23 protein-coding genes are annotated in these 25666 nt (G+C 63.6%); 6 read left to right on the forward strand and 17 right to left on the reverse strand.

What is annotated here, in order from left to right; all coding sequences use genetic code 11:
• Positions 1–56 precede the first annotated feature (56 nt).
• Both VIM95_RS21245 and VIM95_RS21250 read right to left on the reverse strand, forming a co-directional pair.
• Positions 57–377 carry a cytochrome c gene (locus VIM95_RS21245; protein WP_331989742.1) on the reverse strand — a complete coding sequence of 107 codons (321 nt, stop codon included), beginning with the start codon at positions 375–377 and terminating at the stop codon, positions 57–59.
• Between the two features lie 12 nt (positions 378–389).
• Positions 390–713, reverse strand: a complete 324-nt coding sequence (locus VIM95_RS21250; protein ID WP_331989744.1) for a cytochrome c — start codon at positions 711–713, stop codon at positions 390–392.
• Positions 714–986: 273 nt separating this feature from the next.
• On the opposite strand from VIM95_RS21250, the gene VIM95_RS21255 reads away from it, so the two are divergent.
• A complete protein-coding gene (locus VIM95_RS21255; RefSeq protein WP_331989746.1) occupies positions 987–1904 on the forward strand; it encodes a MerR family transcriptional regulator in 918 nt (305 codons plus the stop codon).
• A 9-nt stretch (positions 1905–1913) separates the two neighbouring features.
• Here the strand turns inward: VIM95_RS21255 and VIM95_RS21260 are convergent, their stop codons facing one another.
• Positions 1914–2663 carry a class I SAM-dependent methyltransferase gene (locus tag VIM95_RS21260; RefSeq protein WP_331989748.1) on the reverse strand — a complete coding sequence of 250 codons (750 nt, stop codon included), beginning with the start codon at positions 2661–2663 and terminating at the stop codon, positions 1914–1916.
• Between VIM95_RS21260 and gloB the strand changes: the two genes are divergently transcribed.
• The 4 genes from gloB to VIM95_RS21280 all read left to right on the forward strand — a co-directional run bounded on the left by gloB (position 2662) and on the right by VIM95_RS21280 (position 7529).
• The gene (gene gloB / locus VIM95_RS21265; RefSeq protein ID WP_331989750.1) at positions 2662–3420 is read left to right on the forward strand and encodes a hydroxyacylglutathione hydrolase; all 759 of its coding nucleotides are present in this window, start codon (positions 2662–2664) and stop codon (positions 3418–3420) included. The genes VIM95_RS21260 and gloB overlap by 2 nt on opposite strands.
• Positions 3421–3642: 222 nt before the next feature.
• Complete coding sequence (locus VIM95_RS21270; protein ID WP_331989752.1) at positions 3643–5238, forward strand: lytic transglycosylase; 1596 nt, start codon at positions 3643–3645, stop codon at positions 5236–5238.
• A gap of 194 nt (positions 5239–5432) precedes the next feature.
• On the forward strand, positions 5433–6746 hold the full coding sequence (locus VIM95_RS21275) for a sensor histidine kinase (RefSeq protein ID WP_331989754.1): 1314 nt from the start codon (positions 5433–5435) through the stop codon (positions 6744–6746).
• Positions 6747–6767: 21 nt separating this feature from the next.
• Positions 6768–7529, forward strand: coding sequence for a LytTR family DNA-binding domain-containing protein (locus tag VIM95_RS21280; RefSeq protein ID WP_331989756.1), 762 nt, complete (start codon positions 6768–6770; stop codon positions 7527–7529).
• 52 nt (positions 7530–7581) lie between these two features.
• Here VIM95_RS21280 and VIM95_RS21285 read toward each other — a convergent pair whose 3' ends face one another.
• Positions 7582–8064, reverse strand: a complete 483-nt coding sequence (locus VIM95_RS21285; RefSeq protein WP_331989758.1) for a GAF domain-containing protein — start codon at positions 8062–8064, stop codon at positions 7582–7584.
• A 305-nt stretch (positions 8065–8369) separates the two neighbouring features.
• On the opposite strand from VIM95_RS21285, the gene VIM95_RS21290 reads away from it, so the two are divergent.
• The gene (locus tag VIM95_RS21290; protein ID WP_331989760.1) at positions 8370–9053 is read left to right on the forward strand and encodes a hypothetical protein; all 684 of its coding nucleotides are present in this window, start codon (positions 8370–8372) and stop codon (positions 9051–9053) included.
• Between the two features lie 247 nt (positions 9054–9300).
• Here the strand turns inward: VIM95_RS21290 and VIM95_RS21295 are convergent, their stop codons facing one another.
• From VIM95_RS21295 to VIM95_RS21355, 13 genes are all read right to left on the reverse strand, one after another.
• Positions 9301–11754 carry an alpha/beta hydrolase family protein gene (locus VIM95_RS21295; RefSeq protein ID WP_331989762.1) on the reverse strand — a complete coding sequence of 818 codons (2454 nt, stop codon included), beginning with the start codon at positions 11752–11754 and terminating at the stop codon, positions 9301–9303.
• 398 nt (positions 11755–12152) lie between these two features.
• Positions 12153–12962: an HDOD domain-containing protein gene (locus tag VIM95_RS21300; protein WP_331989763.1), complete on the reverse strand. Its 810-nt coding sequence runs from the start codon at positions 12960–12962 to the stop codon at positions 12153–12155.
• Positions 12932–13771 (reverse strand): response regulator, encoded by an 840-nt coding sequence (locus VIM95_RS21305; protein ID WP_331989764.1) that lies wholly within the window; start codon positions 13769–13771, stop codon positions 12932–12934. Before VIM95_RS21305 ends, VIM95_RS21300 begins: the two co-directional genes overlap by 31 nt.
• 26 nt (positions 13772–13797) lie before the next feature.
• Positions 13798–14970 carry a histidine kinase gene (locus tag VIM95_RS21310; RefSeq protein ID WP_331989765.1) on the reverse strand — a complete coding sequence of 391 codons (1173 nt, stop codon included), beginning with the start codon at positions 14968–14970 and terminating at the stop codon, positions 13798–13800.
• Entirely contained in the window at positions 14963–16123 is a 1161-nt protein-coding gene (gene nosP, locus VIM95_RS21315; RefSeq protein WP_331989767.1) for a nitric oxide-sensing protein NosP, read from the reverse strand. The genes VIM95_RS21310 and nosP overlap by 8 nt, the downstream gene beginning before the upstream one ends.
• Positions 16120–18633 (reverse strand): EAL domain-containing protein, encoded by a 2514-nt coding sequence (locus tag VIM95_RS21320; protein WP_331989769.1) that lies wholly within the window; start codon positions 18631–18633, stop codon positions 16120–16122. The genes nosP and VIM95_RS21320 overlap by 4 nt, the downstream gene beginning before the upstream one ends.
• Positions 18634–18642: 9 nt before the next feature.
• Positions 18643–19089 (reverse strand): response regulator, encoded by a 447-nt coding sequence (locus VIM95_RS21325; protein WP_331989771.1) that lies wholly within the window; start codon positions 19087–19089, stop codon positions 18643–18645.
• Positions 19067–20680: an MASE4 domain-containing protein gene (locus VIM95_RS21330; RefSeq protein ID WP_331989773.1), complete on the reverse strand. Its 1614-nt coding sequence runs from the start codon at positions 20678–20680 to the stop codon at positions 19067–19069. Before VIM95_RS21330 ends, VIM95_RS21325 begins: the two co-directional genes overlap by 23 nt.
• A gap of 52 nt (positions 20681–20732) precedes the next feature.
• Positions 20733–21275, reverse strand: coding sequence for a response regulator (locus tag VIM95_RS21335; RefSeq protein ID WP_331989775.1), 543 nt, complete (start codon positions 21273–21275; stop codon positions 20733–20735).
• Complete coding sequence (locus tag VIM95_RS21340; RefSeq protein WP_331989777.1) at positions 21272–22630, reverse strand: HD domain-containing phosphohydrolase; 1359 nt, start codon at positions 22628–22630, stop codon at positions 21272–21274. The genes VIM95_RS21335 and VIM95_RS21340 overlap by 4 nt, the downstream gene beginning before the upstream one ends.
• A 469-nt stretch (positions 22631–23099) precedes the next feature.
• Positions 23100–23276 carry a hypothetical protein gene (locus VIM95_RS21345; RefSeq protein WP_331989779.1) on the reverse strand — a complete coding sequence of 59 codons (177 nt, stop codon included), beginning with the start codon at positions 23274–23276 and terminating at the stop codon, positions 23100–23102.
• Positions 23277–23456: 180 nt separating this feature from the next.
• Positions 23457–23969 (reverse strand): single-stranded DNA-binding protein, encoded by a 513-nt coding sequence (locus VIM95_RS21350; RefSeq protein WP_331989781.1) that lies wholly within the window; start codon positions 23967–23969, stop codon positions 23457–23459.
• Positions 23970–24066: 97 nt separating this feature from the next.
• A complete protein-coding gene (locus tag VIM95_RS21355; protein ID WP_331989783.1) occupies positions 24067–25428 on the reverse strand; it encodes an MFS transporter in 1362 nt (453 codons plus the stop codon).
• Positions 25429–25666 lie beyond the last annotated feature (238 nt).

A 25666-nucleotide genomic window follows, 5' to 3' on the forward strand; every position in this document is an offset into this window, starting at 1 on the left:
GATGCAAAACGGGCCGATAAGCCGGCCCGTTGGTGGTGTTTCAAGCCGGGCGCAACTCAACGCTGCATATTGAGCTTGCTGGGCTGCGACGCGAACCAGGCGGCGACGTTTTCAACATCGGCCTTGGACAGGGCCTGCGCCATCGGTGCCATGATGGCATTGCCGCGCGCACCGCTCTGGTAGTCGCGCAAGGCCTTGCGCAGATAGTCCACGTGCTGGCCGGCCAGTACCGGGTACTGCGGGTTGGTGCTGTTGCCGTCGGCATTGTGGCAGGCGGCACAGACCTGTTCGGCCTTGGTGCGGCCGGCGGCAAGGTCGGCAGCCTGGCTGCTCAGTGCGAGGCCAGCCAACAGGATAAGGGCGAGGCGTGCGTTCATGATGGTCTCCCCTTACTTCTTGCCGGCGTAGTAGGCGGCAAGGTCGGCAATGTCCTGCTCGGACAGCTGCGCGGCGATGCCGGTCATGGTGGGATGCTTGCGCGACCCGGTCTTGTAGCCCTGCAGGGCGGCCGCCAGGTATTCGGCGTGCTGGCCACCGATCTTGGGCACGTGGTAGACGTCGGGGTATGCGGTCTGGTAACCCGGTATGCCGTGGCAGCCCACGCACATCGAGTTCTTCTTGGCGCCGGCTTGCGGGTCGCCGGTCACTGCGTGCGCGGCCAGGGGCAGCGCCAGGGCCAGCGTGAACGCCAGCCATTGCGGCTTGTGATGCATTGTCACCTCCCATGTTGGTATCGTGCCCCGGCGGCGGGAGTCGCCGGAATCCGCTGCATTGTAGCGAGGTTCTCGGTCTTGTCGACAACGCACCGGCCGTGGCGACGCATTGCGTTGCATTGCCGTACCATAGGGCCCCTGTTGTCCGTGCAATCAGATGCTTAGTGTGACTGCCGACTGAAGGCGAAACGCCACAGTATGCCGCGCAGGCAACCGCTTGCATTAGCATTCACTGTTATGATGGCTGGACACCTCTTTCTGAAGAGCATCGTCATGAAAGCTGACCAATCTCTTGGTCTGAATATCAGCGCGGTCGAGCGTGAAACCGGACTCAGCAAGGAATTGCTGCGGATCTGGGAGCGCCGCTATGGCTTTCCGCAACCGGCGCGGGATGCACAGGGCGATCGTGTCTACCCGCCCGAGCAGGTGGAGAAGCTGCGCCTGGTGCGGCGCCTCCTGGACCGGGGGCTGCGGCCGAGCAAGATCGTCCGTAGCGAAGCGGCCGAGTTGTCGCAGCTCTTGGAGCGCATCAGCAGGGGTAGCGAACAGGCCGAGGGCCGGGCCGATGTGGACCCTTTGGTCCGCTGCCTGACCGAGCATGATCTGGCCGCGGTGCAGCGCTATCTGCAAGGCGAGCTGGTGGTGCGCGGGCTGCGCGAGTTTGTGGCCGAGTTCATGCCGCTGGCCAATGCCCGGGTGGGTGAGGCCTGGTTCGCCGGCGAGATCGGTGCCTGGCAGGAGCATGCCTATGTGGAACTGGTATCGCAGACGGTGCGTTCGGCGATCAATGCGCTGAACCAACCGCTGGCTCCTCCCCGGGTATTGTTGACCACGCCGTCGGGCGAGCAGCACGGCCTGGGTCTCTTGATGGTCGAGGCCATGCTGCGCATGCAGGGCTGCCAGACCTGGTCGCTGGGCGTGTCGCTGCCGCTGGAGGATATGACCGAGGCGAGCGTGGAATTGGGTTGTGATGTGTTGGCGCTATCGCTGTCCTCGACCTTCCCCACGCGGGAGGCGATGGAACTGGTGCACGCACTGAGGCAGCGGCTCCCAGCCGGCGTAGCACTATGGCTGGGTGGGGCGGGTGCCAGCGGGCTCAAGCGCCTGCCTGACGGGGTGCTGCGCATGGACCGGCTGACCAGCCTGGTCCCGGTGGTGCAGGCCTGGCGGACGGAACACGCCGAGCGCTGAGCGAGGCGACTATTGTTCGTGCGGACTGTGCCGGTCCGGCACGGCCACCGCCACCGGGCGTACGCGGGCGCGGGCTTTCTTCCAGCCCGGTGCAATCAAGCGCATGCCACGCACCCGTTTGACCGCTTCCAGGCAGTAGACGCCGCCGCCTACCGGCCACCAGCGATCACCGGCTCTCTCCATAAAAGCCAGTTTTTCCTGCCAGCCCACGTGCGTGAGTGGCGGCGCATAGCAGCAGACGCGACTGCTTTCGAGCTCCAGCCCCAACAGCGCCATCCAGTCCTTGACCCTTGGCAGGCCGAGGAACTGCGCTTGCCAGGGGATGCCGCGACGGCGTTTGCCTAGCCTGGCTGCGCCCCATAGACTCCAGGGGTTGAAGCCGGTCAGCATCAGCCTGCCTTCGGGCACCAATACCCGCTCCGCCTCGCGCAGCACGCTGCGGGGGTCGCCGTGGAAGTCCAGGGTGTGAGGCAGGATCAGGAGATCGACGCTGGCGGCCGGGAAGGGCAGCTGTGCCGGGTCGCAAGCGAGCTGGCAACCTTCCGAGAGGCCGGCGGTCAGACGGGTTGGCATGCGGTTGGTGGCCAAGAGATCAATACCGGGCAGCTCCAGCTGCACGGCGTAGTAGCCGAACACATCGGCCACCGCCCGCTCGAAAAAGGCCTGCTCGCGCGTCAGCACGTACTGGCCGAGCGGGCTGTCGAGCCAGCGGGCGTAGCGGACCGGTGCCAGCAAGTCATCATCGAGGGAGACGTTCATGCTATCCATCCTGCCTGTTCCTATCTTGCAGGACAACTACGTCTGGCTGCTGCGACAGGGCGAGCGGGCGCTGGTGGTGGACCCGGGGGACGCGGCACCCGTGGCAGCGCGGCTGGCCGAGCTGGGTTTGACCCTGTCGGCCATCCTCCTGACCCACCATCATGGCGACCATACCGGCGGCGTGGCAGAACTGGCGGCAATCTGGGGCTGTCCGGTCTACGGCCCGGCGGGCATCCCCATGGTTACGCAATCACTGGCTGACGGCGACAGCTTGCAACTGGCCGACATGGACTTGCGCTTTGAGGTGCTGGCGGTGCCCGGCCACACCCTGGATCACCTGGCCTACTACGGCCAGGGTGTGCTGTTCTGCGGCGATACGCTGTTTGCCTGCGGTTGCGGTCGCTTGTTCGAGGGCACGGCGGCGCAGATGCAGCATTCACTGGCCCGCCTGTTGGCGCTGCCGGCAGAGACGCTGGTGTGCTGTACCCATGAATACACCTTGTCCAATCAGCGTTTTGCGCTGGCGGTGGAACCCGGCAATAGCGAGCTGCTGTGGCGCAGCCGGACCGATGCTGCGCGCCGTGAACGCGGTGAGCCGACCTTGCCGAGCACACTGGCACTGGAGCGGGCCACCAACCCTTTCCTGCGCTGGGCCGAACCGGCGGTGCGTGCCGCAGCACGTGGCCAGGGCGCGGCAAACGATGAGCCGGTTGAAGTCTTTGCCGCGCTCAGGCGTTGGAAAGATGGTTTTCGCTGAGTTGGCCGATCGTCAGGCCGCAGGTCTGGACCGACAGCCGGTCAACCCACCTGATCGCGTTATGCTGCCTGGATATGCGCATTGCCATATGGGCATTCCATATTGATTCGTAAGGCATTTTTGGTTGACGCTGGCTGTTTGTCGCCCTACCATCGCGGCAGTTTTCAATCTGGCGTGTCCCCGCGTTTGTTCCGTTGCGACACGCCTTTTTCATTGTTGCCCATGCAAAAAATCGATCTCCGCCTCGCACCCTTGTTTGCCCTGGTCGCCGCCCTGTTTGCGCCGCTGAGCCAGGCTGACGAGATCGTGCCGCCGCCCGGGACCGTGGCCAGCCAGCCGCAGCTGGCGCCGCTGCCGGACGCTGCCGGCCCAACCGACAATGCCGGTTCGCCCCTGCTCGCACCGGCCGACCAGACCGATCTGTGGGCGCGCGTGCGCTCGGGTTTCAAGATGGAAGACGTGGACACGCCGGCGGTGCGTGCCCAGGAACGCTTCTATGCCAACAACCCCAAGTACATCCAGCGGGTGGTCGAGCGTAGCCGCCGCTATCTGTACTTTATCGTCGGCGAGGTCGAGAAGCGCGGCATGCCGACCGAGATTGCGCTGTTGCCCATCGTGGAGAGCGCCTTCGTTCCCAAGGCGGAATCCCAGGCTTCGGCCTCGGGCCTGTGGCAGTTCATCCCCTCGACCGGCCAGCGCTATGGTCTGGAGCGGACCTGGTGGTACGACGGCCGGCAGGATGTGATGGCCGCCACCTACGCGGCGCTGGACTACCTGCAGGACCTCTACAATATGTTCGGCGACTGGCAGCTGGCGCTGGCCGCCTACAATTGGGGTGAGGGTGGTGTGGGCCGCGCGCTGGCCAAGACCCGCGCCCGTGGCATGGAGGATGATTTCGATACCATCCGCAAGCCGCGCGAGACCGAGAACTACGTGCCCAAGCTGCTGGCGGTGCGCAATATCATCGCCAACCCGGCGGCGTTTGGCCTGAGCATCCCGGCCATGCCCAACCAGCCTTACTTCCAGCCCGTCTCGACCGGCAAGCATATGGACCTGCAGCTGGCGGCCAAGCTCGCTGGCACCACGGTGGAAGAGCTGCTGCAGCTCAATCCCGGCCTGATCCGCCCGGTATTCGCCCACAAGGACGACCGCAAGCTGCTGCTGCCGGTCGACAAGGTCGATACCTTCGAACGCAATCTGCAGACCTACGACAAGCCGCTCCTGTCCTGGCAGCCCTATGTGACCAAGCGCGGCGAATCGCTCGATGGCATCGCCAGCAAATTCGGCATTGCCGTGGCCGAGCTGCGCGATGTCAACAAGCTCGGTGGCGCCCGTAGTGCCAGCGGCCAGACCATCCTGGTGCCGATTCGCGACAGCGTGGATGTGAGCGAGCGGCAGAATCTGGCGGCCCTGATCGCCGGGGCCACCCGTTCGGCGGACTCGGCGCCCGAAGCGACGGTGAGCGTGCTGCCGGCCAGCTATACCGTGAAGCGTGGCGACACCTTGGCGTCGATCGCCAACCGTCATGGCATCAGTACCGATCATTTGAAGAAGCTCAACGGCCTGAAGTCGGACAAGGTGCCGGTGGGCCGCAAACTGGTGCTACGCGACCCGGACAGCAAGCCTGGCCTGCGCCAGGCCAAGCTCGACAAGGCCGGCCCCAAGCTGGTCCGCTATGTGGTCAAGCGTGGCGATACGCTCGACACCATTGCCCGCAAGCATGATGTGACCGTGGCCGAGCTGATGAAGTGGAACAAGGTCGCCGGCAAGTCGGCGCTCAAGGTGGGCTACAAGCTGGAAATCCGGGACAACGGATAGCACGGCTGTTTGTAACGCTGCTGTCAGAGACCCCGCCCGGTGCGGGGTTTCTTGTTTTTAGGACTTGACCCGTCGGTTTCATGCCGTTGGCGTCCTATTTTGTCACCGCCTAGGGGTATTTCGTCGCCCCTTTGCCCGGAAGGGGCAAAGCCCTCTATGCTCGGCCTCGGTATTTAATATGACGGACGGCCCAGATGGACAGCTCGGTGACAGCAGAGGACAGGCAACAGGACCAGCCCTTGCCGGCCGAGGTATCGCTGCAGACGGCCGGCTGGTTCAGCCGTGCCGGCAACTACCCCGTATTCAGCGCGACTTGGTACCGCTACCGCACCCTACCCTTGGTCAGCACCTTGCTGGTGCTAATCGTCCTTTTCGGTCTGCTCATCCTGGGGGCACGCGGTGACTGGCGGGTTTACCTGGTGCCCTTGGTGTCGCTGGGAGTTGCAGGTCTGGTGCTTTGCACCTTGGGGCCGTGGCTGGGGGTGCTGGCGTGTCGCCGTGGCTGGTCGGCAGCACGCGAAGGCTGGGCGGTTGTCTTGGCCATTCTGTTTGGCATGCTGGTCAGCTCGGGCTTGTCTGAGGGTGGGAGTTACGTGATCAAGCGGGCGCTGTTTGGTGCCGACAAGGTGCAGCTCGCGGTACAGGTGGGTGGCTCGGCCACCATCAACGGGTTGGATGCGCAGGCCAAGGGCCCTGCCAAGGCGGCGGCGCAGGGGGGCAAGGCGACCTCCTCCGGCTTCGACCCCCAGCTGCTGGGTACGGTGCTGGGTAGGGGCAGCGTCTACCTGCTGGTGTTCTGGCTGGGCGGTGGTTGGCATCTGATTACCTATTTTCGCCAGCGTGGCCGGCTGGCTCAGGCCCTGCAGCGTGAGGAGCTGGCGCGGGCCCAGGCCGCCCGCCACCAGGCCGAGCTGAGGCTATCGGTCCTGGCGGCGCAGGTGGAACCGCACTTCCTGTTCAATACCCTCGCTGGCGTGCGCTCGGCGATCAGTTCCGACCCGGGCAGGGCGGCCGCCATCATCGACCACCTGGTGGACTATCTACGCGCCACGGTACCGCAGCTACGCAGTGATGGCAGCAGCGCCCAGGCCTGTCTCTCGGCCCAGCTCAATACCGCCCGAGCCTACCTGGGCCTGATGCGAGCCCGCATACCGCGGCTGAGCTTCAGCGTGGAGGTGGAACCGGGCTTGGCTGAGCGCTCGGTGCCGCCGCTGCTCCTGATCTCGCTGGTGGAGAATGCGGTCAAGCATGGCATCGAGCCCAAGATCGGGCCAGGCCACATCGAAGTGCGTGCCAGCTGCCTGGAGCTGGCGGGTGAGCCCTATCTGGAGTTGTCGGTCTGCGACGACGGCGTGGGCTTTGGTGGCCATACCTCGGGTAGCGGCCTGGGGCTCAGCAATATCGACGAGCGGCTGCGTGAGCTTTACGGCAAGCGCGCCAGCCTGAGCCTGAAGGCCCGCCCCGAAGGCGGCGTGCGGGCGGCCATACAGCTGCCCCTGGCACCTTGAACTGAGAATCTGGAGAGATTGATGCCCACCGCCATCATTGCCGAAGATGAAGACCTGTTGCGCAGCGAGCTGCGCCGTATGTTGGCCGAATGCTGGCCGGAGCTGGAGGTACTGGCCGAATGCGAGCATGGGGCCGATGCGCTGGAGGCGATAGAGCGCTTGCAGCCGGATGTGGCCTTTCTCGATATCCGCATGCCGGGGCTGTCTGGCCTGGATGTGGCGCACGCGGTCAGCGGCCGCTGCCATGCGGTATTTACCACCGCCTACGACCAATACGCGGTCGAGGCCTTTGCTGCCGGGGCGCTGGACTACCTGCTCAAACCCGTCGCCAAGGCGCGGCTGGAGCAGGCGGTAACGCGCCTGCGTGAGCGTCTGCGTTTGTCAGAAACCGCGCCTGACATCGGTCGGCTCATGGCCGAGCTGGACCGGCGCCTGCGCCCGCAGGTCGAGACCGAGCAACGCATACGCTGGATCAGCGCCAGCGTGGGCGACACGATCAAGTTGTTCCCGATCGAGCAGATCCTGTTTTTTGAATCGGACGAGAAGTACACCCGGGTGGTGAGCGGCGAGGACGAGGCGCATGTGCGCAAGCCCTTGCGCGAGCTGGTTGCTGGCCTGGACCCTGAGCAGTTCTGGCAGATCCACCGCGGGGTGGTGGTACGGGCCGAGGCGATTGCCCGCGCCCGCCGCGATGAGCTGGGCCGGATCACGGTGGAATTGCGCGGCCGGCCCGAGCGCCTGAAGGTCAGCCAGGCCTATGCCTGGCGTTTCAAGGCAATGTAGGCGTTCCGGCAATAAGCGCTGCACCGGGTGGGTGCAGCGATGTGACTCCGGGTCAAGGTTTGTCCGTCATGGCGGCGAAGCGGGCAACCAGCTTTTCCAGGCCGATACGGTCGGCATCGGAGAAACGGTTGGTCTCGGGGCTGTCGATGTCGAACACGCCGATCAGCTCGCCGTTCTGGATTACCGGCAGCACGATTTCCGAATTGGAGGCGGCGTCGCAGGCGATGTGGCCGGGGAAGGCGTGCACGTCGGCCACTACCACGGTCTCGCGTTTGACGGCGGTGGTGCCGCAGACGCCGCGACCGAAGGGGATGCGCACGCAGGCGACCTTGCCCTGGAAGGGGCCGAGTACCAGCTCCTGGCCGTGGGCCAGGTAGAAGCCCGACCAGTTCAGTGCGTCCAGGGTCTGGTAGATGAAGGCCGAGAACTGGGCGGCGTTGGCGATGAAGTTGCGCTCACCCTCGAACAGGGCGGCCAGCTGCTTGTCCAGCTCCTCGTAGTTGGGCGTGCGGGTGCGGTCGCTGGTTTCAAACATGGCGGGGGTCCTTTCTGACGGTGCGCAATGATAGCACCGGAAAAATTCGCTACTGCCGCGGAACGCCCGCCGAATAAGGCAGTCGGAGCGCGACAAGAAAATAATCTGGAGGGAAGCATGGAGCAACGGTTGTGCCCCCGGTGTCAGGCCGGGCCCGCTTTCGCAGGTCCTGCAATGCACGGCACTAGCACGGCTTGGCATGTAGATGATGGCGTGCCGAAGGTATTGCAAGTAGGGCCGTCAGCGCCATTGCCCGGCGCCATGGTGCGGTTTACCGGTGAGGTGGTCGGATGGTGAGCATGACCATGAGCCCACCGCTGGCGACAGCGTATCCTCGGCGGAATGGTCGTTACGCGATCAGCATCTCGCTATTGCTGCATGTGCTGTTGATCTTGTGCTGGCGCGGGGTGACCCAGCGGGTGACGCTGCCTAGCGAGCCCTTGCAGGTACGCTTGCAGCTATGGCAGCCGCAAAGCCGGCCGGCCCAGCCCGAGCCGCAAAAGCGCCCGGTGGTCACTGCGCCATCGGTACAGCCAGTACGCCGCACAGAACCGAAGGACAAGGCGGCAACGACTGAGGTCGTTCCGGCCCAACCCTCTGCCTCGACGCCTGCGCCCGCCACGCTAAGCCTGCCGGAAGCGCTGCCGGCCACCAGCCTGACCGAGCGGGCGCTGGCCGGGGTACGCGATGCCGAGGCCAGCCTCAAGCGCGAGGGGGAGCAGCGGCAACACCTGCTGCCCAGGGCCGAGCTGCCGGAAAACCTGCGCAAGCTACCGCCGCCGGTACTGACCGCGCTGGCCAAGAGCTTCGACAACCAGTTGAGCGAGTTGGTGGTGCTGGAGATAAGAGAGCAACAGGAGGGCAGCAACCGGGTGACCATGTACTACACCAACAAGGGGGTGTATTGCGCCTATACGCCCATCATTAAAAAGAGCTTTCTGCGCAACTCGCCGACGGTCACGCAGTTCGGTACCTGTTCGCCGCAGTAGTAACCGGCATATACGAAAAAGGCCGGGTAGTAACCCGGCCTTTCTGTCGTCTGGCGCCTTACTTCGCTTGTTCGCGCGGTGCGTTTGTCTCGAAAAGCAGACCGTTATCAGTACCGCGGCGAGCGTAGCGAGGTTCCCCGCCGGCGGGCGGGGCGGAGGGGGCGGGGGCTAGATCAAGAAAGACCGCTGCTTCCGTTTCGCCGGCGGCAGGCGCCCGGGTTTCCCGGGCGCCTGATCTAAGCCATTCCTAGTTGGTTTTCCGCGGTTTCGCGTTCTTCACATAGGTCTCCAGCCATTGATCCTGTTCCCACAGCATGTGCAGGATGGACTCGCGTGCCCGGTAGGCGTGGCTTTCATTGGGCAGCATCACCAGGCGGGTGGTGGCACCGAGACCTTGTAGCGCCTGGTACATGCGCTCGCTCTGAACCGGGAAGGTGCCGGGGTTGTTGTCCATCTCACCGTGGATCATCAGGAGCGGGTCCTTGATCTGCTCGGCATAGTTGAACGGCGCCATGGTCTGGTACACCGACTTGGCCTCCCAGAAATTGCGGTCCTCGGCCTGGAAACCGAACGGGGTGAGCGTGCGGTTGTAGGCACCGGAGCGGGCGATGCCGGCGCGGAACAGCCGGGTATGGGCCAAGAGGTTGGCAGTCATGAAGGCGCCGTAGCTATGGCCACCGACGGCGATATGGTCGCGGTCGGTCACGCCCAGGCGCACTACTTCGTCCACCGCCGCCTCGGCATCCATCCGCAGCTGCTCGATATAGGTATCGTTCGGCTCCTTGTCGCCCACGCCGACGATAGGCATGGCCGGATGGTCGAGCGCGATATAGCCGCGCGCCAGCATGGCCAGCGGGCCCCAGTAGCTGATGCGGTTGAAGCGGTAGGGCGAGTCGGTGACCTGGCCGGCGGCTTCGGTGGTCTTGAACTCCTGCGGGTAGGCCCACATCAGGAGCGGACGCGGACCGTCCCGCTTGGCGTCGTAGCCGGGCGGGGTATAGAGCACGGCGTTGAGTTCCACGCCATCGGCCCGCTTGTACTTGATCTGCTGCTTCTGCACGCCCTTGAGCTGCGGGGTGGGGTGCGGGAACTGGGTCAGCGCCTTGGGCTCGCCGGCTTGGCCGAGGTCGCGCAGGTAGAAATTGGGGCGCTCGTCGACCGATTCGCGGCTGGTGACGACGCGATGGCCTTCGTTGTCCAGCAGGGCCAACACGCGCTCGTAGTAGGGCGCGGCTGAGCGCCACAAGCGGGTGCTCTGCTTGCTGGTGAGGTCATAGCGGTCGAGGAAGGGGCGATCACCCTCAGGACTGGCACCGTCACCCAGGAGGAACAGCGACTTGCCGTCCGCCGTGGTGCGCAGTACCGGGCGGCCAAAGGCGTTGAGCTGGGTAGACGGGTCACCCGGGTCGGCGTAGCGGTCCTCGGATTTGCGGGCGAACAGCAGTTCGGCCGCGGCATCGGCCTTGCCCGGCTGGACGCGCCAGGTACGGGTGTCGCGGCTCTTCCACCAGCCTTCGTCGACCAGGGCCAGGTCGTCGCGGCCCCAGACGATGCCGTTGAAGCGCCAGGCGAGGTCGATCAGTTTGCGCGGCGCTTCGCTGAAGGGGGCTGCCTGCAGGTAGACGCGATCACGCACCGTGGCTTCCTTGGCCGGGTCGCCGCCATCCTGGGCCTCGACCCAGTACAGCGTGGCCGGGGCGTCGTTGCGCCAGGCGAAGTCGCGAGGGCCGTCCTGGACCGCGTCATTGCCCGAGGGCATGCGCTCCAGGAGGGGCTGGTCGGCGATGGACTTGAGCTTCTTGCCGTGGATGTCCCAGACCTCGACCGCACGCGGGAAGCGGATGAAGGGCACCAGGTAGGAATAGGGACGATGCAGCTGGGCAGTGAGGATGTGCTTACCGTCCGGCGAGGGCTGCGCGCCCAAGAGGGTGGCGACCGGGCCGATACGCTCCAGCTTGCCATCGATGCCCACTACGCCGAGTTGGGCTTGCAGCTGCCAGTCGAGCAGGTCGGCGTCGGCCGGCGTCTTGAGCATGTCGGGATAGGTACGGGTCTGCGATACCTTGCCGCCCTGCGATTGTTGGGTATTGGGGCCGCTCGGGATGGTGACCGCTTCCGGCGCCGCCGCCTGCTTGGCTGGCACGAGGCGCACCAGCAGCTTTTGGCTGCCATTGAGCCAGGTGAAGCCACTGCCGACGATGGCGTTCAGATGGTCGCGCAGCAGTGGGCGGGCGCTGGCCTTTTCTACATCGAGCAGCCACAGCTCGACACCATCGTCGCCCCAGAGGCTGAAGGCGACGTAGCGCTCGTCGGCCGACCAGGCGCTGTCTGCAATGCGTGGGTTCTTGGGCAAGCCGCTGACGGGGCGGGTCTGACCGGTCTTGACGTCCAGGAGGCTCAGGCTGTCGCCAAAGTCAAAACGGCTGGCGGCGCGAACCTTGGGGTTGATGCGCAGGCCGGCGAGCTTGAGCTCGGGCTGGGCCACCACGGCAATGGCCGGCAAGCCGGGTAGACCGGTCAAGAGCGCGGTGCCGCGCTTGGGACCGATGGAAAACAGCGGGCCGCGCGGGGCGTCTACCAGGGCTTGCAGCTCAGGGGCCGGCAGTTGATAGCCGCTGGCGGGGGCAGGGGCGGCCAGACCGCTGGCGCCGATCAGACCGGCCATAAGCGCCGGGGCGAGAGTACGAAGGGGGCGACGCATGGAGTCTCCAGGTTCGTGGCAAGGTCGCGAGCCGGAAGAAGGCGCGCGGACCCGGCAGCATGCCCGCTGGGACTGTTGGTGCAAGTTCTTGCGATGAGCTGTATTAGAGAACGATGAATGGCAAACATGGTGGTAGTCCGGCAGCTAAAGCCGACACGATCAGGTGGGGATGAGCTTGCAGCATAGATGTGAAAAAGCCCGGCAGGACCGGGCTATTTCTGGATGAGCGCATGCCTGGCATTGAGATGCTGCCCTTGGAGCTGTCGGCGCTTTCAAATAAAGAGCCCTTGCGTAATTGCCTGCAGGGCCTTTGATTTTTGGTTTGTGCGATATTGCTTGGGGCGAGGTGTCGTCCTCAGTGTCGTCCAGGCGCGGCGGGGCGCCACGCTCTGTGGCACTTAGCCAAACTGCCGGCGTATGCCTTCATCTACCCGGCCAAGTTCGCTTGCCAGATCGGTCAGGCACTGTGGATGGAGCACGCCTTGCTCGTGCATCCACTGCGGCAGCGTGAAGTCTTCGCCGTCCTCGCGTGCTGCATGGGTCACCCAATGATCGGCAATCTGACTGCAGAGCGCGATGCTGGAGTACGGTGCAGGGGGCTCGGCGTAGCAACGCGAGATGGCGTCGCTGAGTTGCGAGGGCAGGCGCCACGACTCCAACAACTGGCAGCCAAGCTTCAGGTGGTCAAAACCGTAAGTTTGTTGCTGTTCAGCGAGCAGGATGGGACCCTGCTCCTGGGGATGGATCAGCTTGGGGCCGAAAGCCGCGTCGTGACCGTAAAAGACCAGCAGACCGATATGCCGCAATAGCCCGTAGACAAAACAGATCGCCGGCGTGGCGCGGGTGTAGTGCGCGATGCTCTCGCTCAAGTAGGCGATGCGGAGCGAATGTTTCCAATAGCTCTGTAGCAGTTCGGCTTCTTCTTCCAGCAGCGAGGCGGCAATGGCGAGTCGCCTGACATTCATCAGCCCGAGCACGACCACCGCATCGGGCAGCGAGTTGACCTGGCGCGATACACCGAAGAAAGGTGAATTGGCCAGCTTGAGCATGCGCGCTACCAGTCCCTGGTCACGGCTGACCAGCTCCTGTACCTCCGCCGTCGGCACATCGGGCTTGTCGAGCGAGCGCAGCAATTCCCACACCACGCTGCGGCTGCTTGGCAAGTAGACCGGGTCCCTTAGCCACGATTCGAAGGTTTGGGCATCCATTCGTCTGTTTCCCCTAGCAGTACACAATAACCGTCGGCATGCGACCAACGTCCCAAACGTGCCACAAAGAAGCGTCTCAGCCGGCCTTCGAGATCAGGCGCCGTGACATAGGTACCCGCTCCGGTTGGCCAATCTCCAGACATGGTGGCCAGGACCGATTCCGGGAGGCAGCGCGAGGCGGGACTCCCGGGCGAGGCCGAGACACCGAAGGCCGAGCTCCCCGCCCGGTTGACCAGCATGATCTCGCCCTCGCTGCTGATCCCGAGTAGTGGAACAGGCATGAGCTCTACCATCTCCTGCACCATCGTCAGTAGCTGTAGATTGAGCTTGTCCGTCGATTCCGCCTGGGCGATCAGGTTCTCCATGTACATCGCGTCGTGCTCGGCCTTGTGCACCAGCTCCTGCATCTGCTGCTCATGGTTGGACAGGGCCTCGTGAACGACGAATGCTTCGGCAATGACGGCCTTGAGTTCCTCATCGTTCCAGGGCTTGGTCATGAACTTGTAGATGGCGCCCTCGTTGATCGCATCGGTGATCGATTGCAGGTCGGTATAGCCGGAGAGGACGATGCGGACGGTGTCTGGATAGCTTGCCTTGACCTTGCGCAGGAATTCCACGCCGGTCATGCCAGGCATGCGTTGGTCGGAAATGACGACCTGCACGGCCTGGCGGGACAAGGCTGCCAGCCCTTCCTGCCCGCCGCCGGCCCGTATCACGCTGTATCCCTCGGACCGGAAGAGTCGGGTCAGTGCCGACAGGACGTTGGCCTCGTCGTCGACCAGCAACAGGGTTCTGGGTTTTTCTTCCATGGTGGGCTTTGACCGGCCTTGTCGTCTCAATGGGCCTGCTTGGCATCGTCACTGGGCCTGTGATGTATCGGCAACCAGATGGTGAAGGTGGTGCCGACGTCGACCTGGCTTTCCACTTCGATACGGCCACTGAGTTTGCTGATGATGCCGTAGGAGACCGATAATCCCAGGCCGGTACCGGTGCCGATCGGCTTGGTGGTGAAGAATGGGTCGAAGATGCGGGGCAGGACGTGTGCAGGGATGCCGGCGCCGTTGTCTGCGATGCTGATCCAGACTTCCTCGCCCCTGACCCCGCTGCGCAAGACGATCTGGCCCCGTTCCGGTATCGCCTGGGCGGCGTTCACCAGGAGGTTCATGAATACCTGGTTGAGTTGGGAGGGCAGGCACTCTACCGGGGGCAGTTCGCCATACTGCTTGACGACCTCCGCTTTGTACTTGATCTCGTTCCACACCACGTTCAGCGTGCTGTCGAGCCCCTGGTGGATATCGACGGTCTGCCATTCCATCTCGCCGGCACGCGAAAAGTCCCGCAGGTCCTGGACGATGCGGCGGACCCGCGATGTGCCTTCGATGGATTCTGCGATGAGCAGGCCGATGTCTTCCTGCAGATATTCGAAGTCGCTGGTTTTCTTGGCGTTGGCGAGCCGTTGGTGAAGGCTGGTGTCCTGGGGGAGCATGGACTCGAGCGACTGGTAGACGGCGATAAGCTCCAGCAGCTTGCCCACGTAGCCCTTCAGCGTGTTCAGGTTGGAATTGACGAAGCCGATGGGGTTGTTGATCTCATGTGCCACGCCCGCCGCCAACTGGCCGATGGAGGCAAGCTTCTCCGATTGCAGCAATTGGCTATGCGCGTCTTCCAGCTGTTTGATCAACGCCTCCTGCTCGGCTTGTTCCTGCTCAAGCATCTCCTGGATCTGCCTGCGTTCGAGTATTTCCAGCTGCATCTGCTGCTGGGCAAGCCGGTAGGCGTCGTTGATCTGTTCGTTCTCGCGCAAGGCGGCCTGGAGTGCACGGGTACGCATGTGCACTTCGTGGTCCAGCATCACCGCGGTCTGGAAGACGCTGAAATCGGAGCCATCGCCGTCCATGCTGCGTTCCACCCTATGCATCAGCGCGGACACGATCTTGTTGAGGCGGACTACTTCCGCCTGCAGCTCCACCCCTTCTGCCGGGGCGCGCAGTATTGCCCGCTCAACCATGGCGTTGCTCCTTGGCATAGCCGATGGCTACGCCAGTAAAGGTCTGGTTCACATGCACACCATGGTATTGCTCACCGTAGGTGCTGAACCCGACTGTGCCCTGTAGTCTGAATACCTCGCCGACGGCCCGCTTCAGCTCGCTCTGGGATATCTCCAGATTGCGCAATATGCAGTCGCAGCCCAGCACGAGCTGGATCTCGCCGATTTCCGACTTGATCTGCCGGAAGGACTGGGTCAGGTTGTGCATCAGATTGCCACCGCGGGTGATGCGTAACACCAGGCCTTCATCCATGGCGCAGTAAAAGGTCAGCGAGCCGTCACTGCCGGCTTTCTGGATCGAACGCACGTATTCCGTGCCGTCGATGACCACGGCGATGGGGTTGGCGGCAAAGAGGGCGGGCGACAGTGCCTCCACGGGAACCCCGACCAGCCGGGCGTACTCCTGTGCAGCCGGCAGGCCGTTGATTTCATAGACCACCCGCCGGCTTGTATCCGCCGCGGTGACGACGAGGCGTTCCTCGGTGGCCGTGAAGTGCTGGGTCTTGAAGATGCGTGTGGGATGTACCGACGAAATCAAGGCCAGAAGGGCGCAATTGCTGCGGAATCTTCCCTGGTAGAAAACATAGGTCCGCTCGAACTTGAGATCGTCGCCCGCGGAGCCGCCCACCAGGGGAATACGCCCCAGGGAGTTTTGCAGGCAGCGGCTGACCACCTCCTCCCGCATGGAGAGGCCGTCGATCAAGAGGAACGCGAAAGGATGGGCTGCGGCAGGTTCGGCCGCACGGCGCTCGAACCGCTGCAGCAATTCGTGGACGTGGGCCTGGCCCTGGGTGTCACTGAACCCTTGCAGGTCCTCCAGCAGACCGAGTTCCGCGCAGAACTCTCCTTTGGAGAGGCTGAGCCCGGTAATACCGCGGCTCAAATACCCGGCCGGCCCGATCTCGCCGGCCGTGGTACAGCCGACGAGGCGCACGCCCTGGAACAAATGGTTCAGCTCCTGTGCCAGCGAAGGCAGGTGGTAGTGGCTGGAGCAGAAGAACAGCACCAGTTCCATGTCGGGCTGGAACACACCGGCATGGAACTCCTGCGCGGCGGCGACCGGATCGATATTGCTCGTTTGTGTACTGCGGAAGGTAGTGGCACGGCCCATCATTCGGTCCTCCTGGTTCCCTGGCCTTGGGGGAGATTGGACTCGTGCTTTTCGAAGGCGTCGGCAATGGCCTCAAGCAGGGTCTGGTCTTCCCAGGGCTTGGTCAAAAACTTGTACACGTAGCCGCGGTTCACCGCGTCGGTAATGGTTTGCAGATCGGTGTAGCCGGAAAGGATGATGCGTATCGTGTCCGGGTACATATCCTTGACCCGGTTCAGGAACTCAGTGCCGTTCAATTCCGGCATGCGTTGATCGGAAATGACGACGCCGACACTATGTGTAGCGAGCAGCTCGAATGCTTCGGCTGGGTTCTGTGTGGCGAGCACCCGGTAGTCGTGGCCGCGCAGCAGCCGTTGGACGGCGGTCAACACCCCTGTTTCGTCGTCTACCAGCAGCAAGGTCCGCCGATTGCTGCGCCATGATCCCAGGGTGAGCGTGGGGCGCTCGGCGAGCAGCCGAGCGCAGGCGTCGGCAGGCAGGGGGCGGCTGAAATAGTAGCCCTGGATGATGTCGCAGCCCATGGCGGCCAGCAGCGCCAACTGCCCTTCGGTTTCGACCCCTTCGGCCACGACCTCCAGGCGGAGCTGGTGGGCGATGGCGACCACGGTGCGGGAGATGGCCAGGTCATCCGGGTCGACGGTAATGTCCTGCACGAAGCTGCGGTCCAGCTTCAGTCTGTCCACGGGAAACCGTTTCAGGTAGTTGAGATTGCAGTAACCCGTGCCGAAATCGTCTATGGACACGTGTATGCCCATTTCCTTCAGCCGGGCCATGGTCTCTATCGTGGAGTCCGGGTCGTGCATGGAGGTCGATTCGGTCAGCTCCAGCTCCAGGTGGCCGGGCGCCAGACCACTCTGCGACAAGGCGTCGGTGACCTGCGCCAGGAGCTGGGGATTGGACCATTCCGCCGCCGCCAGATTGACGGCCATGGTGACCTGGGGCAGGCCGGCGTCTTGCCACGCCTGCGCTTGCCGGCAGGCGGTGTGCAGTACCAGCCTGCCCAGCTCCCCGATGAGGCCACAGGATTCTGCGAACGCAATAAACTTCGATGGAGGAAGCAGTCCCAGTCTGGGGTGTTGCCATCGCAGCAGGGCTTCCACGCCTACGATCTGGCCGCTTTTGAGGCTGACCTGCGGCTGATAGTGCAGCTCCAGTTGCGCCGGGTCCCGCAGGGCGACGCGTAGCTCTGCTTCCAGCATGAGCCGTTCGGTCACTTCGACGGAGAGTGTGCTTTCATAGAGCTGGAAGCCCTCGCCCATCGCCCCTGTTGCGCGGTGCAGCGCCGCTTCTGCGGATTGCAACATGGCTTCTGGGTCTGCATCGGGCGTATGCATGACGGCCCCGATATAGGCCGGCAGGAAGAAGTCACGCCCCTTCAGATGATGCGGGTTGCGCAGAATGGCCAGCAGCTGTCGAAGCTGCCGGATCAATTCGGCTTCGTTGGCAACCTCCAGGATCAGGGCGAAGCTGATGTCACCCACCCTGGCCACGCACTCGGTCGGTTGCTGCCAAGTACTCAGGCGCCGGGCGATGTCGTGCAGCAGCTGATTGCTGATGGCGCTGCCCAGGCTGTCACGGATGTCGGCCAGGCGATCGACGCCGATCAGTACCAGCGCCTGCTGCTTTTCGCCGCTACCCAGTTGCATCAGCGTGAGGCGATGCTTGAGCAGGTCCCGGTTCGGCAAGCCGGTCAGGCTGTCATAGTGGCGTAGGAAATGGGCCTGTTGTTCGGCAATTTCCTGCTCGGTCACGTCTATGCCCGCCAGTACGGCGAACGGTGCCTGGCCATCAAGCTTGGGCAAGCGGCTGGCCGCCCATTGGATGGAAGAGACGCCGATGCGGCTACGCCAGGTTACGTTGCGCGCGTCGTCGGTATTGAGTTCGCCCAGCCTGGCCAGTTGCGTGTCTACCCAGTCGCGCTCGTCCTGGTTGGCAAATACCGATACAAATGGCTGCCCCAGCAGCGACTCGTAGTTCCTGCCCGAACTATGTATTGCCGAGGGATTGAGCTGGCTGATCCGGGCATCGTTGTTCAGGACGACGATCAGGGCCCCGGTCGTCGTCAGGACGGCTTCCAGCAGCTGCCTCTTCTCCTCCAGCTCCCGTTTGACCCGTGCCTGATCGCGGGCCGCGTCTGCTTCGGCCAGTGCGCGTAGCACAGCGACCGGCAGTCGGGGCAGGCTGGTTTTCAGCACATAGTCGGTGGCACCGCTGCGCAGGGTTTCCACCGCCCTTTCTTCCCCCAGGGAACCGGTGAGGAATACGAACGGTACATCGGGTGCCGTCCTGGCGCGCAATGCCAGCGCTTGCGGGCCGTCAAAGCGTGGCAAGGAGTAGTCGGCGACAACAATATCGGGCCAGCCCGACTGCAACACGGTCAGGTAGTCTTCTTCTTCGGCGACATGTTGCATCTCGAAGCGCAGTCCCGCCTGCTGCAGCGCGTCCCGGGCCAACTCCGCGTCGACCGCGAGGTCCTCCAGCAGCAAGACTTTGATCAATGTGCTCTGGTCCATGGTCATCAGTCAGCGGGCATAGTGGGTCTTGTTGACCAGCAGCCAATAGATGCCAAGCTTGCCGATCTCTAAATGAAACTGGTCGAAGCTGACGGGCTTGACGACATAGCTGTTCACGCCAAGCGCGTAGCAGCGGACCATGTCCTCCTCGGTCGCGGAGGAGGTCAGGACGACGACCGGCACGGCGCGCAAAAGGCCGTCTTGTTTCATGCGCCGCAGTACTTCCAGGCCATCTACCTTGGGCAGCTTCAGGTCCAGCAGCACGAGCTTCGGGAGTACGGCTTGCCGGGTCAGGTAGATTCCCTGGCAATACAGGTAGTCCAACGCGATTTCCCCGTCTCTCACCCACTCGACGCAGCTGTCAGTCCGCTGCGCCCTTAGGGTGGTCAGCGTCATCTCCGCATCGGCTGGGCTGTCTTCCACCAGCAAAACGTCAGCAATTGGCAAGGTGTCCATACAGTCGCCCTTGCGCGGCCATTTCCGTCGGGGTTTGATTGGGTAGGCTGAAGTGAAAGGTGGCGCCCTGGCCAAGCGCGCCTTCGGCCCAGACTTTGCCGTCATGACGCAGGACTACCCTGGCTACGATGGCCAACCCCACTCCGGTTCCCGGGAACTCCTCGGCACTGTGCAGCCGCTGGAATACGCCAAACAGCTTGCCGACGTAGCGCATGTCGAACCCGGCCCCGTTGTCACGTACCCAATAGCGACAATGCCCGCCCTCGTCTCGACCGCCGACTTCGATGCGAGGGGCCGTGGCGCCACTGCTGTATTTGACGGCGTTGGACAGAAGGTTGATCCAGACCTGTTTGAGCAGGGCGCGATCTCCCCTGGCACGGGGCAGGTCGTTGAGTACCAGTTCGCCGGCGAATGGCTCGCTCACGCCCTTCCATACCTCCTGCACCAACAGCGTGACGTCGATCTCGCTACGCGTGAGTTCCTGGCGCCCCAGCCTGGAAAAAGCGAGCAGGTCGTCGATCAACTGCCCCATGATCTTGCTGTTGTCGCGGACGACGTTGAGCAGGCGCAAATCCTCGTTGTCCAGGCGCGCTCCCGCACGCCGCATCAACATGCCCGCGAAGCCGTCGATGGCACGCAAAGGGGCGCGCAGGTCGTGAGAGACCGAATAGCTGAAGCTTTCGAGCTCTTTATTGGCTGCGACCAGCTCAGCAGATTTCTGCATTTCGCCGTGCCTGGAGAGCAGCAATTGGCGGAGAAGCCGGCCGTTTTCCAGCATCAGCACCGCCAGGATGAAAGTGGCGGCCAGCAGGCCGTAGATACGTCCGGCGTAGAAACCCAAGTCGAAGCGCCCGGCGTTGAGCATGGCCGAGAGTGCGATGTCGAATACCCAGGCGCACATCACCAATCCCAGCCAGGCATCCAGCGTGGTCGCCTTGGCTTTGCGCCAGCGAGCGATCAATGCCAGCAGCGCGAGCAAGCTCATGGCCCAGACCGTGCCGACGACGAACTGCATGCTCGGGGTGTAGTGATTGCCCTGCATGACTGCGGGCAATGCGGCCTGGCCCCAGGTTGCCAGCAATGACAATCCGGCGACCAGGGCGAGTACGCTCAGGGTACCGATCGCCATGAAGCGGGGGCTGAGTGGTGCTGGAGCGTGCTCCTTGCAATAGGCGTAGGCCAATACGGCGAGCGGGAATCCCGCGTGCCAGAACATATAGAGCCAGGCGGTGGTCTGCGGTCCCGCGCCGAGCAGCCCGGATGCCGAGAACAGGCCCGGGAAGCTCAGCAAATGGACAGCCGCCATGGTCGCGGTAAACAGATAGCCGTAGAGCAGCACCGCCAAGGCCGGGCTGCGGACCGCCAGGAACTGCCCGGTCAGCAGCAGGACGGTGAACAGGTCGTTGAGGATCAGTGCCGTTTCGTAGATGGGTATGAAGGGCCAGATCTTGGGCAGCGGCGTTTTGGCCAGCGGCCAGCAGGCAAGAAAGAGCAACAGCGACAGGAGCGCCAGTCTGGTGATCAGACGGACCTGGCCTGGCGAAGCCGGATTTTCGGAAAGCACCTCAAAATTCCGCGGTGTCGTATCCATTCCTACGCTCCCGAGGTGGCTGTGGACGGCAATGTGGGTGGGCCGGTGCGTATCACTCGAACAGTACCGAGCCGTCCGGCCCCCAGCGCACCCGGGTGATGCCGGGGTGCTCGCGTTCCAGCCGCGCCAGTTCGCGCTCCTGTTCGGTGGAACGTGAACGCAGCAAGCGTAGTTCGTCGGCCATCCGCTGGTTTTCCTGGGTGAGGCGCTGCTGCGCCAGGGCACCGGAGACGCAGGCCCGCAACTCCATGTCATTCCAGGGTTTGTTGACGAAGCGGTAGATGCCGGCAAGATTGATCGCCCTGATCAATCCTTCCAGGTCGGTCATGCCCGAGAGGATCAGGCTGATGCAATCGGGCTGCAGCAGCCGTAGTTCGGTCAGGAAACGTACGCCATCCATCTGCGGCATACGGTAGTCCGAGATCACGAGGTCGAAAGGCTGCTGTTCTGCGATCTGCAGTGCTTCGTGCGGGTTGGTGTACGCGCTGAACTGATAGTCGCATTCGCGGCTGTCGAATTCGTCACGCACTGACAGACAGCGCTTCAGGGCCGCCAGGACGTTGGGCTCATCATCGACGAGCAGCAGGCGAGTCATGATGGCGCTGTCTCCGGTATCAGTTGCACAAAGCATTCGAGGCGGCATCCTTCCACCTCCTCGAATTGTTGAATCCGGTCGATCGCGCGCTGGGTCAATACGTAGTCGTGCGCGAGCAGCAAGGTACCGGCGGGGCTGAGTAGATCGCGTGCCAGGACCATGCCGATCTCCAGAGACATGCTGGAGATGCAGGCTTCGGTCGCGTCGTCGGCGACGGGTTCGTCCTCGATGGACTGGAAGGCCTCCACCACCGTCGGGTGATAGCGCCGTCCGCTGCCGTCGCGAATTGCCTTCATTGCCTCGTCGCGGGTGAATTTCCTTGGCAGTAGGGTGCCGTTCAGCAGTCCGTCATAGTCGTTGACCAGCGCAAGTATCCGGGCACCCAGCGGAATGCTCTCGCCAGACAGCTGTTCCGGGTAGCCCAGGCCGTCGTGCCGCTCATGATGGCTGCGGATGATGGCGGCGGCCTGTTCCAGGCTGTCCAGCGCCATCAGGGCGGTTTGGCCCTTGATGGGATGCTTGATGTAGAGCGAGCGCTCCTCTGGCGTGAGCGACGCAAAGGGTTTGTCCAGCAGACCGTCTGGCAGGCCCAGCTTGCCGACGTCGTGCAGCAGCGAGGCGATGGTCAGGTCTTGCAGTTCCGCTTCCGTCAGCCCGAGTTTTTTGCCCACCTGCCGACTGAGTTCCGTGACCCGTCGCCCGTGCCCGGCCAGCTTTCCCTCGCGCAGCTCGATCAGATTGGAAAAAACCCGGATGGAGGTGAGGAAGCTCTTCTTCAGCTGTTCGTTCGCCTCCTCAACCAGCAGCATCGCCTGTTCCAAGGCCAGAGTCCGTTCCTGTACCTTGTTCTCCAGGCTAGCGTTCAAGACGGAAAGCTCTTCGTTGCGGCGCTGAAGCTGGCTGTCGAGCGTCGCGTTGTCCCGCTGCAGTCGCTTGACTTCCAGCGCCTGGCGGAGGGTGTCAAGCAGGTCCTGCTCATCCCATGGCTTGGCGATGTAGCGATGGATCTGGGCCTTGTTGATGGCTTCGATGGTTGAGCTGATTTCGGCATAGCCGGTCAACAATATCCGGATGGTGTCGGGCCAGCGCCGCTTCACCTCGGTCAGGAACTGCGCCCCGTTCATTTCGGGCATCCGCATGTCGGAGATCACCAGGTCGACGGGCTCCTGCTCCAGCAGGGCGAGCGCGGCCTTGCCGCTGTCGGCTGTCAGCAGCTCGTAACCCTGGGTGCGGAAGAGTCGGCGCAATGCCGCCAGGATGTTGCTTTCATCGTCGACGGCAAGTAAGCGAAACGGCCGGGCAGTATCCCAATCGCCGTTGTCGGACAGGCTGCGGGTAGGCTGGGTCAGCAGCATCGCACCCCCCGGGACCGCTGCCGGACAGGGGCGGGAAGGTTTGAGGCAGGTGCCAGGCGAGGGGGGACACGCCGCGGGGCGCTGTGATCTATGGGCAGACAGGCAAGCGGTCGGTGACCAGCACGCTTGAGAGGCTGGCGGGACGCGAACTGACTTTCTCGTCGAGTCGAGTGCAGATGGTCATCGCGACGACGAGCGTCAACGGTTACCCGTGGCGAGTGTAGCCTCATCACTATTTCCTCCGCCTCAGCAGCGGCATTGCAATTCTTATTCGCAGGTCTCGCACCAGGGGGCCTGGCGGGGCGCGTTTCCGGTCTACCGGTACTTCCACGTTAGACCATATCCCGGCGGGTGCAACAGGCTTTGCCTGGGTATCAAGGATCGCCCGTTCGTCTGAATTTTTGCCTATTGTATATGGCAAAACATGGACTAAATTTCGCTCGGGGATAGGGCAGAAGAGCGGAATCAGCTAGCGTTTGCTGGTCTTGTCGCCGATTGCCAGCAAGGCTGGTGGCGTGTTGCCGGGGCTGAGCAAATGGGTATGACGGTAGCGGTACGGGTATTGCCGCTTGTCGGGAACACCTTGGCAGGTCGTGCCGTGGTCGAATGCCCGCCCCTTCGCTGCCTTGCCTGCCGAGACATCCATGACAAACGCTTCTGGCTTTTCAGCCGTTGTGGCCGGCGCGCGGGTGCCCTGCTACCGCCTGTACGGGGATGCCACAACGGCTGCGCCGAGTTTCGAACAGGCACTAGGTGGCGGAAGCAAAATGACAAAGGCCCCGTTGAGCCGGGGCCTTTGTGTCGGGGCAGGTGATGCCGCTGGGGATCAGAACGGGATGTCGTCCTCGAAGTCGTCGAAGCTCTGCGGCTTTTGCGGGGCAGGACGTTGCTGGCCGCCACCGGCAGGGGCGCTGCCGCCCTGGTTGCCGCCGCGGGCTGCCGGGGCGCTGTCGCCATAGCTCGGCGGGGTCTGGTCATATTCGCCGCCACCCATGCTGCCGCTGCGGCCGCCCAGCATCTTCATTTCGTCGGCGATGATCTCGGTGGTGTAGCGGTCCTGGCCGGTGTTCTTGTCCTGCCACTTGCGGGTCTGCAGGCGGCCTTCGATATAGACCGAGCTACCCTTCTTCAGGTACTGGCCAGCGATCTCGGCCAGGCGGCGGTACATGGTGATGTTGTGCCACTCGGTCTTTTCCTGCTTCTGGCCGCTGTTCTTGTCTTTCCAGGTCTCGGTGGTGGCGATGCTGAAGTTGCAGATGGCCGAGCCGTCCGGCATGTAGCGCATTTCGGGGTCGCGGCCCAGATTGCCGATCAGCAGGACTTTGTTGAGCGATGCCATTAAATATTCTCCACTTGTCGGTCGGGCACACGCCCGACACTCATTCATTGCGCCGGGCTGACTCCCGGACTACCAAATTTGTTTGCTAAGTTCTGATCTAGCCACCACTGGCCAGCAGCGCCTGGGCGCCGGCCTCGTCCCAGCCTTCGCGCAGGACCTTGAGGTAGGCCACGCCTTCCTCGGCGATGACGACGGCTTCCTTGACGCCAGCCAGTTGCGCCAGTTGGCGGGCCAGGGCAGCGCTGTCGGCCAGTCGGGATTCGTCGATATGGTACATCATGGTGCGCACCGGCAGCGGGGGTTTAAGGCCCAAGGTGACCAATAACCACACCGCGATCAGGGCGGCGCAAAAGAGGTGTACCGGTAGCGCACCGCCCCACTGGTACAGCGCGGCGCCCACGCTGGAGCCGACTGCGAAGCCCAGCGACTGGGTGGTGTTGTAGACGCCCATCGCGGTGCCCTTGGCGTCGGCCGGGGCGATCTTGCTGATCAGGCTGGGCTGGGTGGCTTCCAGCACATTGAAGGCGATGAAGTACACGCCCAGCCAGAGCACGATATGGGTGAGCGTGCCGGAGCTGCCGGCCATGCCGAGCTGGGCCAGCAGCATGAGTGCCACGGCTCCGGTGAACACCTGCTTGAGCTTGTTGCGGGTCTCGCCCACGATCACCGCCGGCACCATGAGCACAAAGCCGATGGCCATGACCGGCAGGTAGACCTTCCAGTGCTCGCTGGAGGCGAGGCCGGCGGTCTTGACCAGGGTCAGCGGCAGGGTGGCGAACAGCGCCATCTGGGCGGCGTGCAGGGCAAACACGCCATAGTTGAGGCGCTGCAGCTGCGGGTCCCGCAGCACGGCGCCCAGGCGCTTGGGGTTGGCCTCGGCGTCGGAATGGAAGCGGCTTTGCGAGGGGTCGGGGATGATCTGCCAGACGCCGACCATGGCGGCGATGGCGAGCCCGCCTATCAGGTAGAAGATGCCCGAGAGGCCGATCACGCCGGCGATGGCCGGGGCAGCCACCAGGGAGACGGCGAAGGTGATGCCTATGCTGCCACCGACCATGGCCATGGCCTTGGTACGGTTTTCCTCGCGGGTCAGGTCGGCCAGGAGCGCGGTGATGGCGGCGGAGATGGCGCCGGCACCTTGCAGGGCGCGCCCGATCAGCATCCCCATCAGGCTGTCGGCCTGGGCGCAGACGATGCTGCCCAGGGCCAGGACCAAGAGGCCGCCGTAGATGACCGGTTTGCGGCCGATACGGTCGGACAGCATGCCCAGCGGCAACTGCAAGAGGGCCTGGGTGATGCCGAAGACACCGAAGGCGAGCCCGACCAGGGTGTGGTTCTCGCCGCCCGCCAGATGGCTGGCGTAGAGCACGAAGACCGGCATAACCAGGAACAAACCCAGCAGGCGCAAGGCATAGAGGCCCGCGAGGCTGGCGGAAGCACGGAGTTCTAGAGGGGACATGCGTAAGGGCTGAAGCGCGAAAGGCGGGATTCTACCAAACCCTGGCAACTAAAGCCCCGCCAGGGAGTAGGGATAAGTCACTGGTGGGACACGCTTTGTTCCGCAAACTCCGGTAAACTCATCGATCGCTTTTTTCCGGAACCGCGCTCGGCCTCCTACCCCTGGGCCGTTCCCGCTCCGCCGCAATCCCGGCACGGCCTGGGCCCAGCGCCCGACCTTGTGCACGCCTGACCAAAGT

Origin of the sequence: Chitinimonas sp., from assembly GCF_036568685.1 — a bacterium.
Taxonomy (GTDB): domain Bacteria; phylum Pseudomonadota; class Gammaproteobacteria; order Burkholderiales; family Chitinimonadaceae; genus Chitinimonas.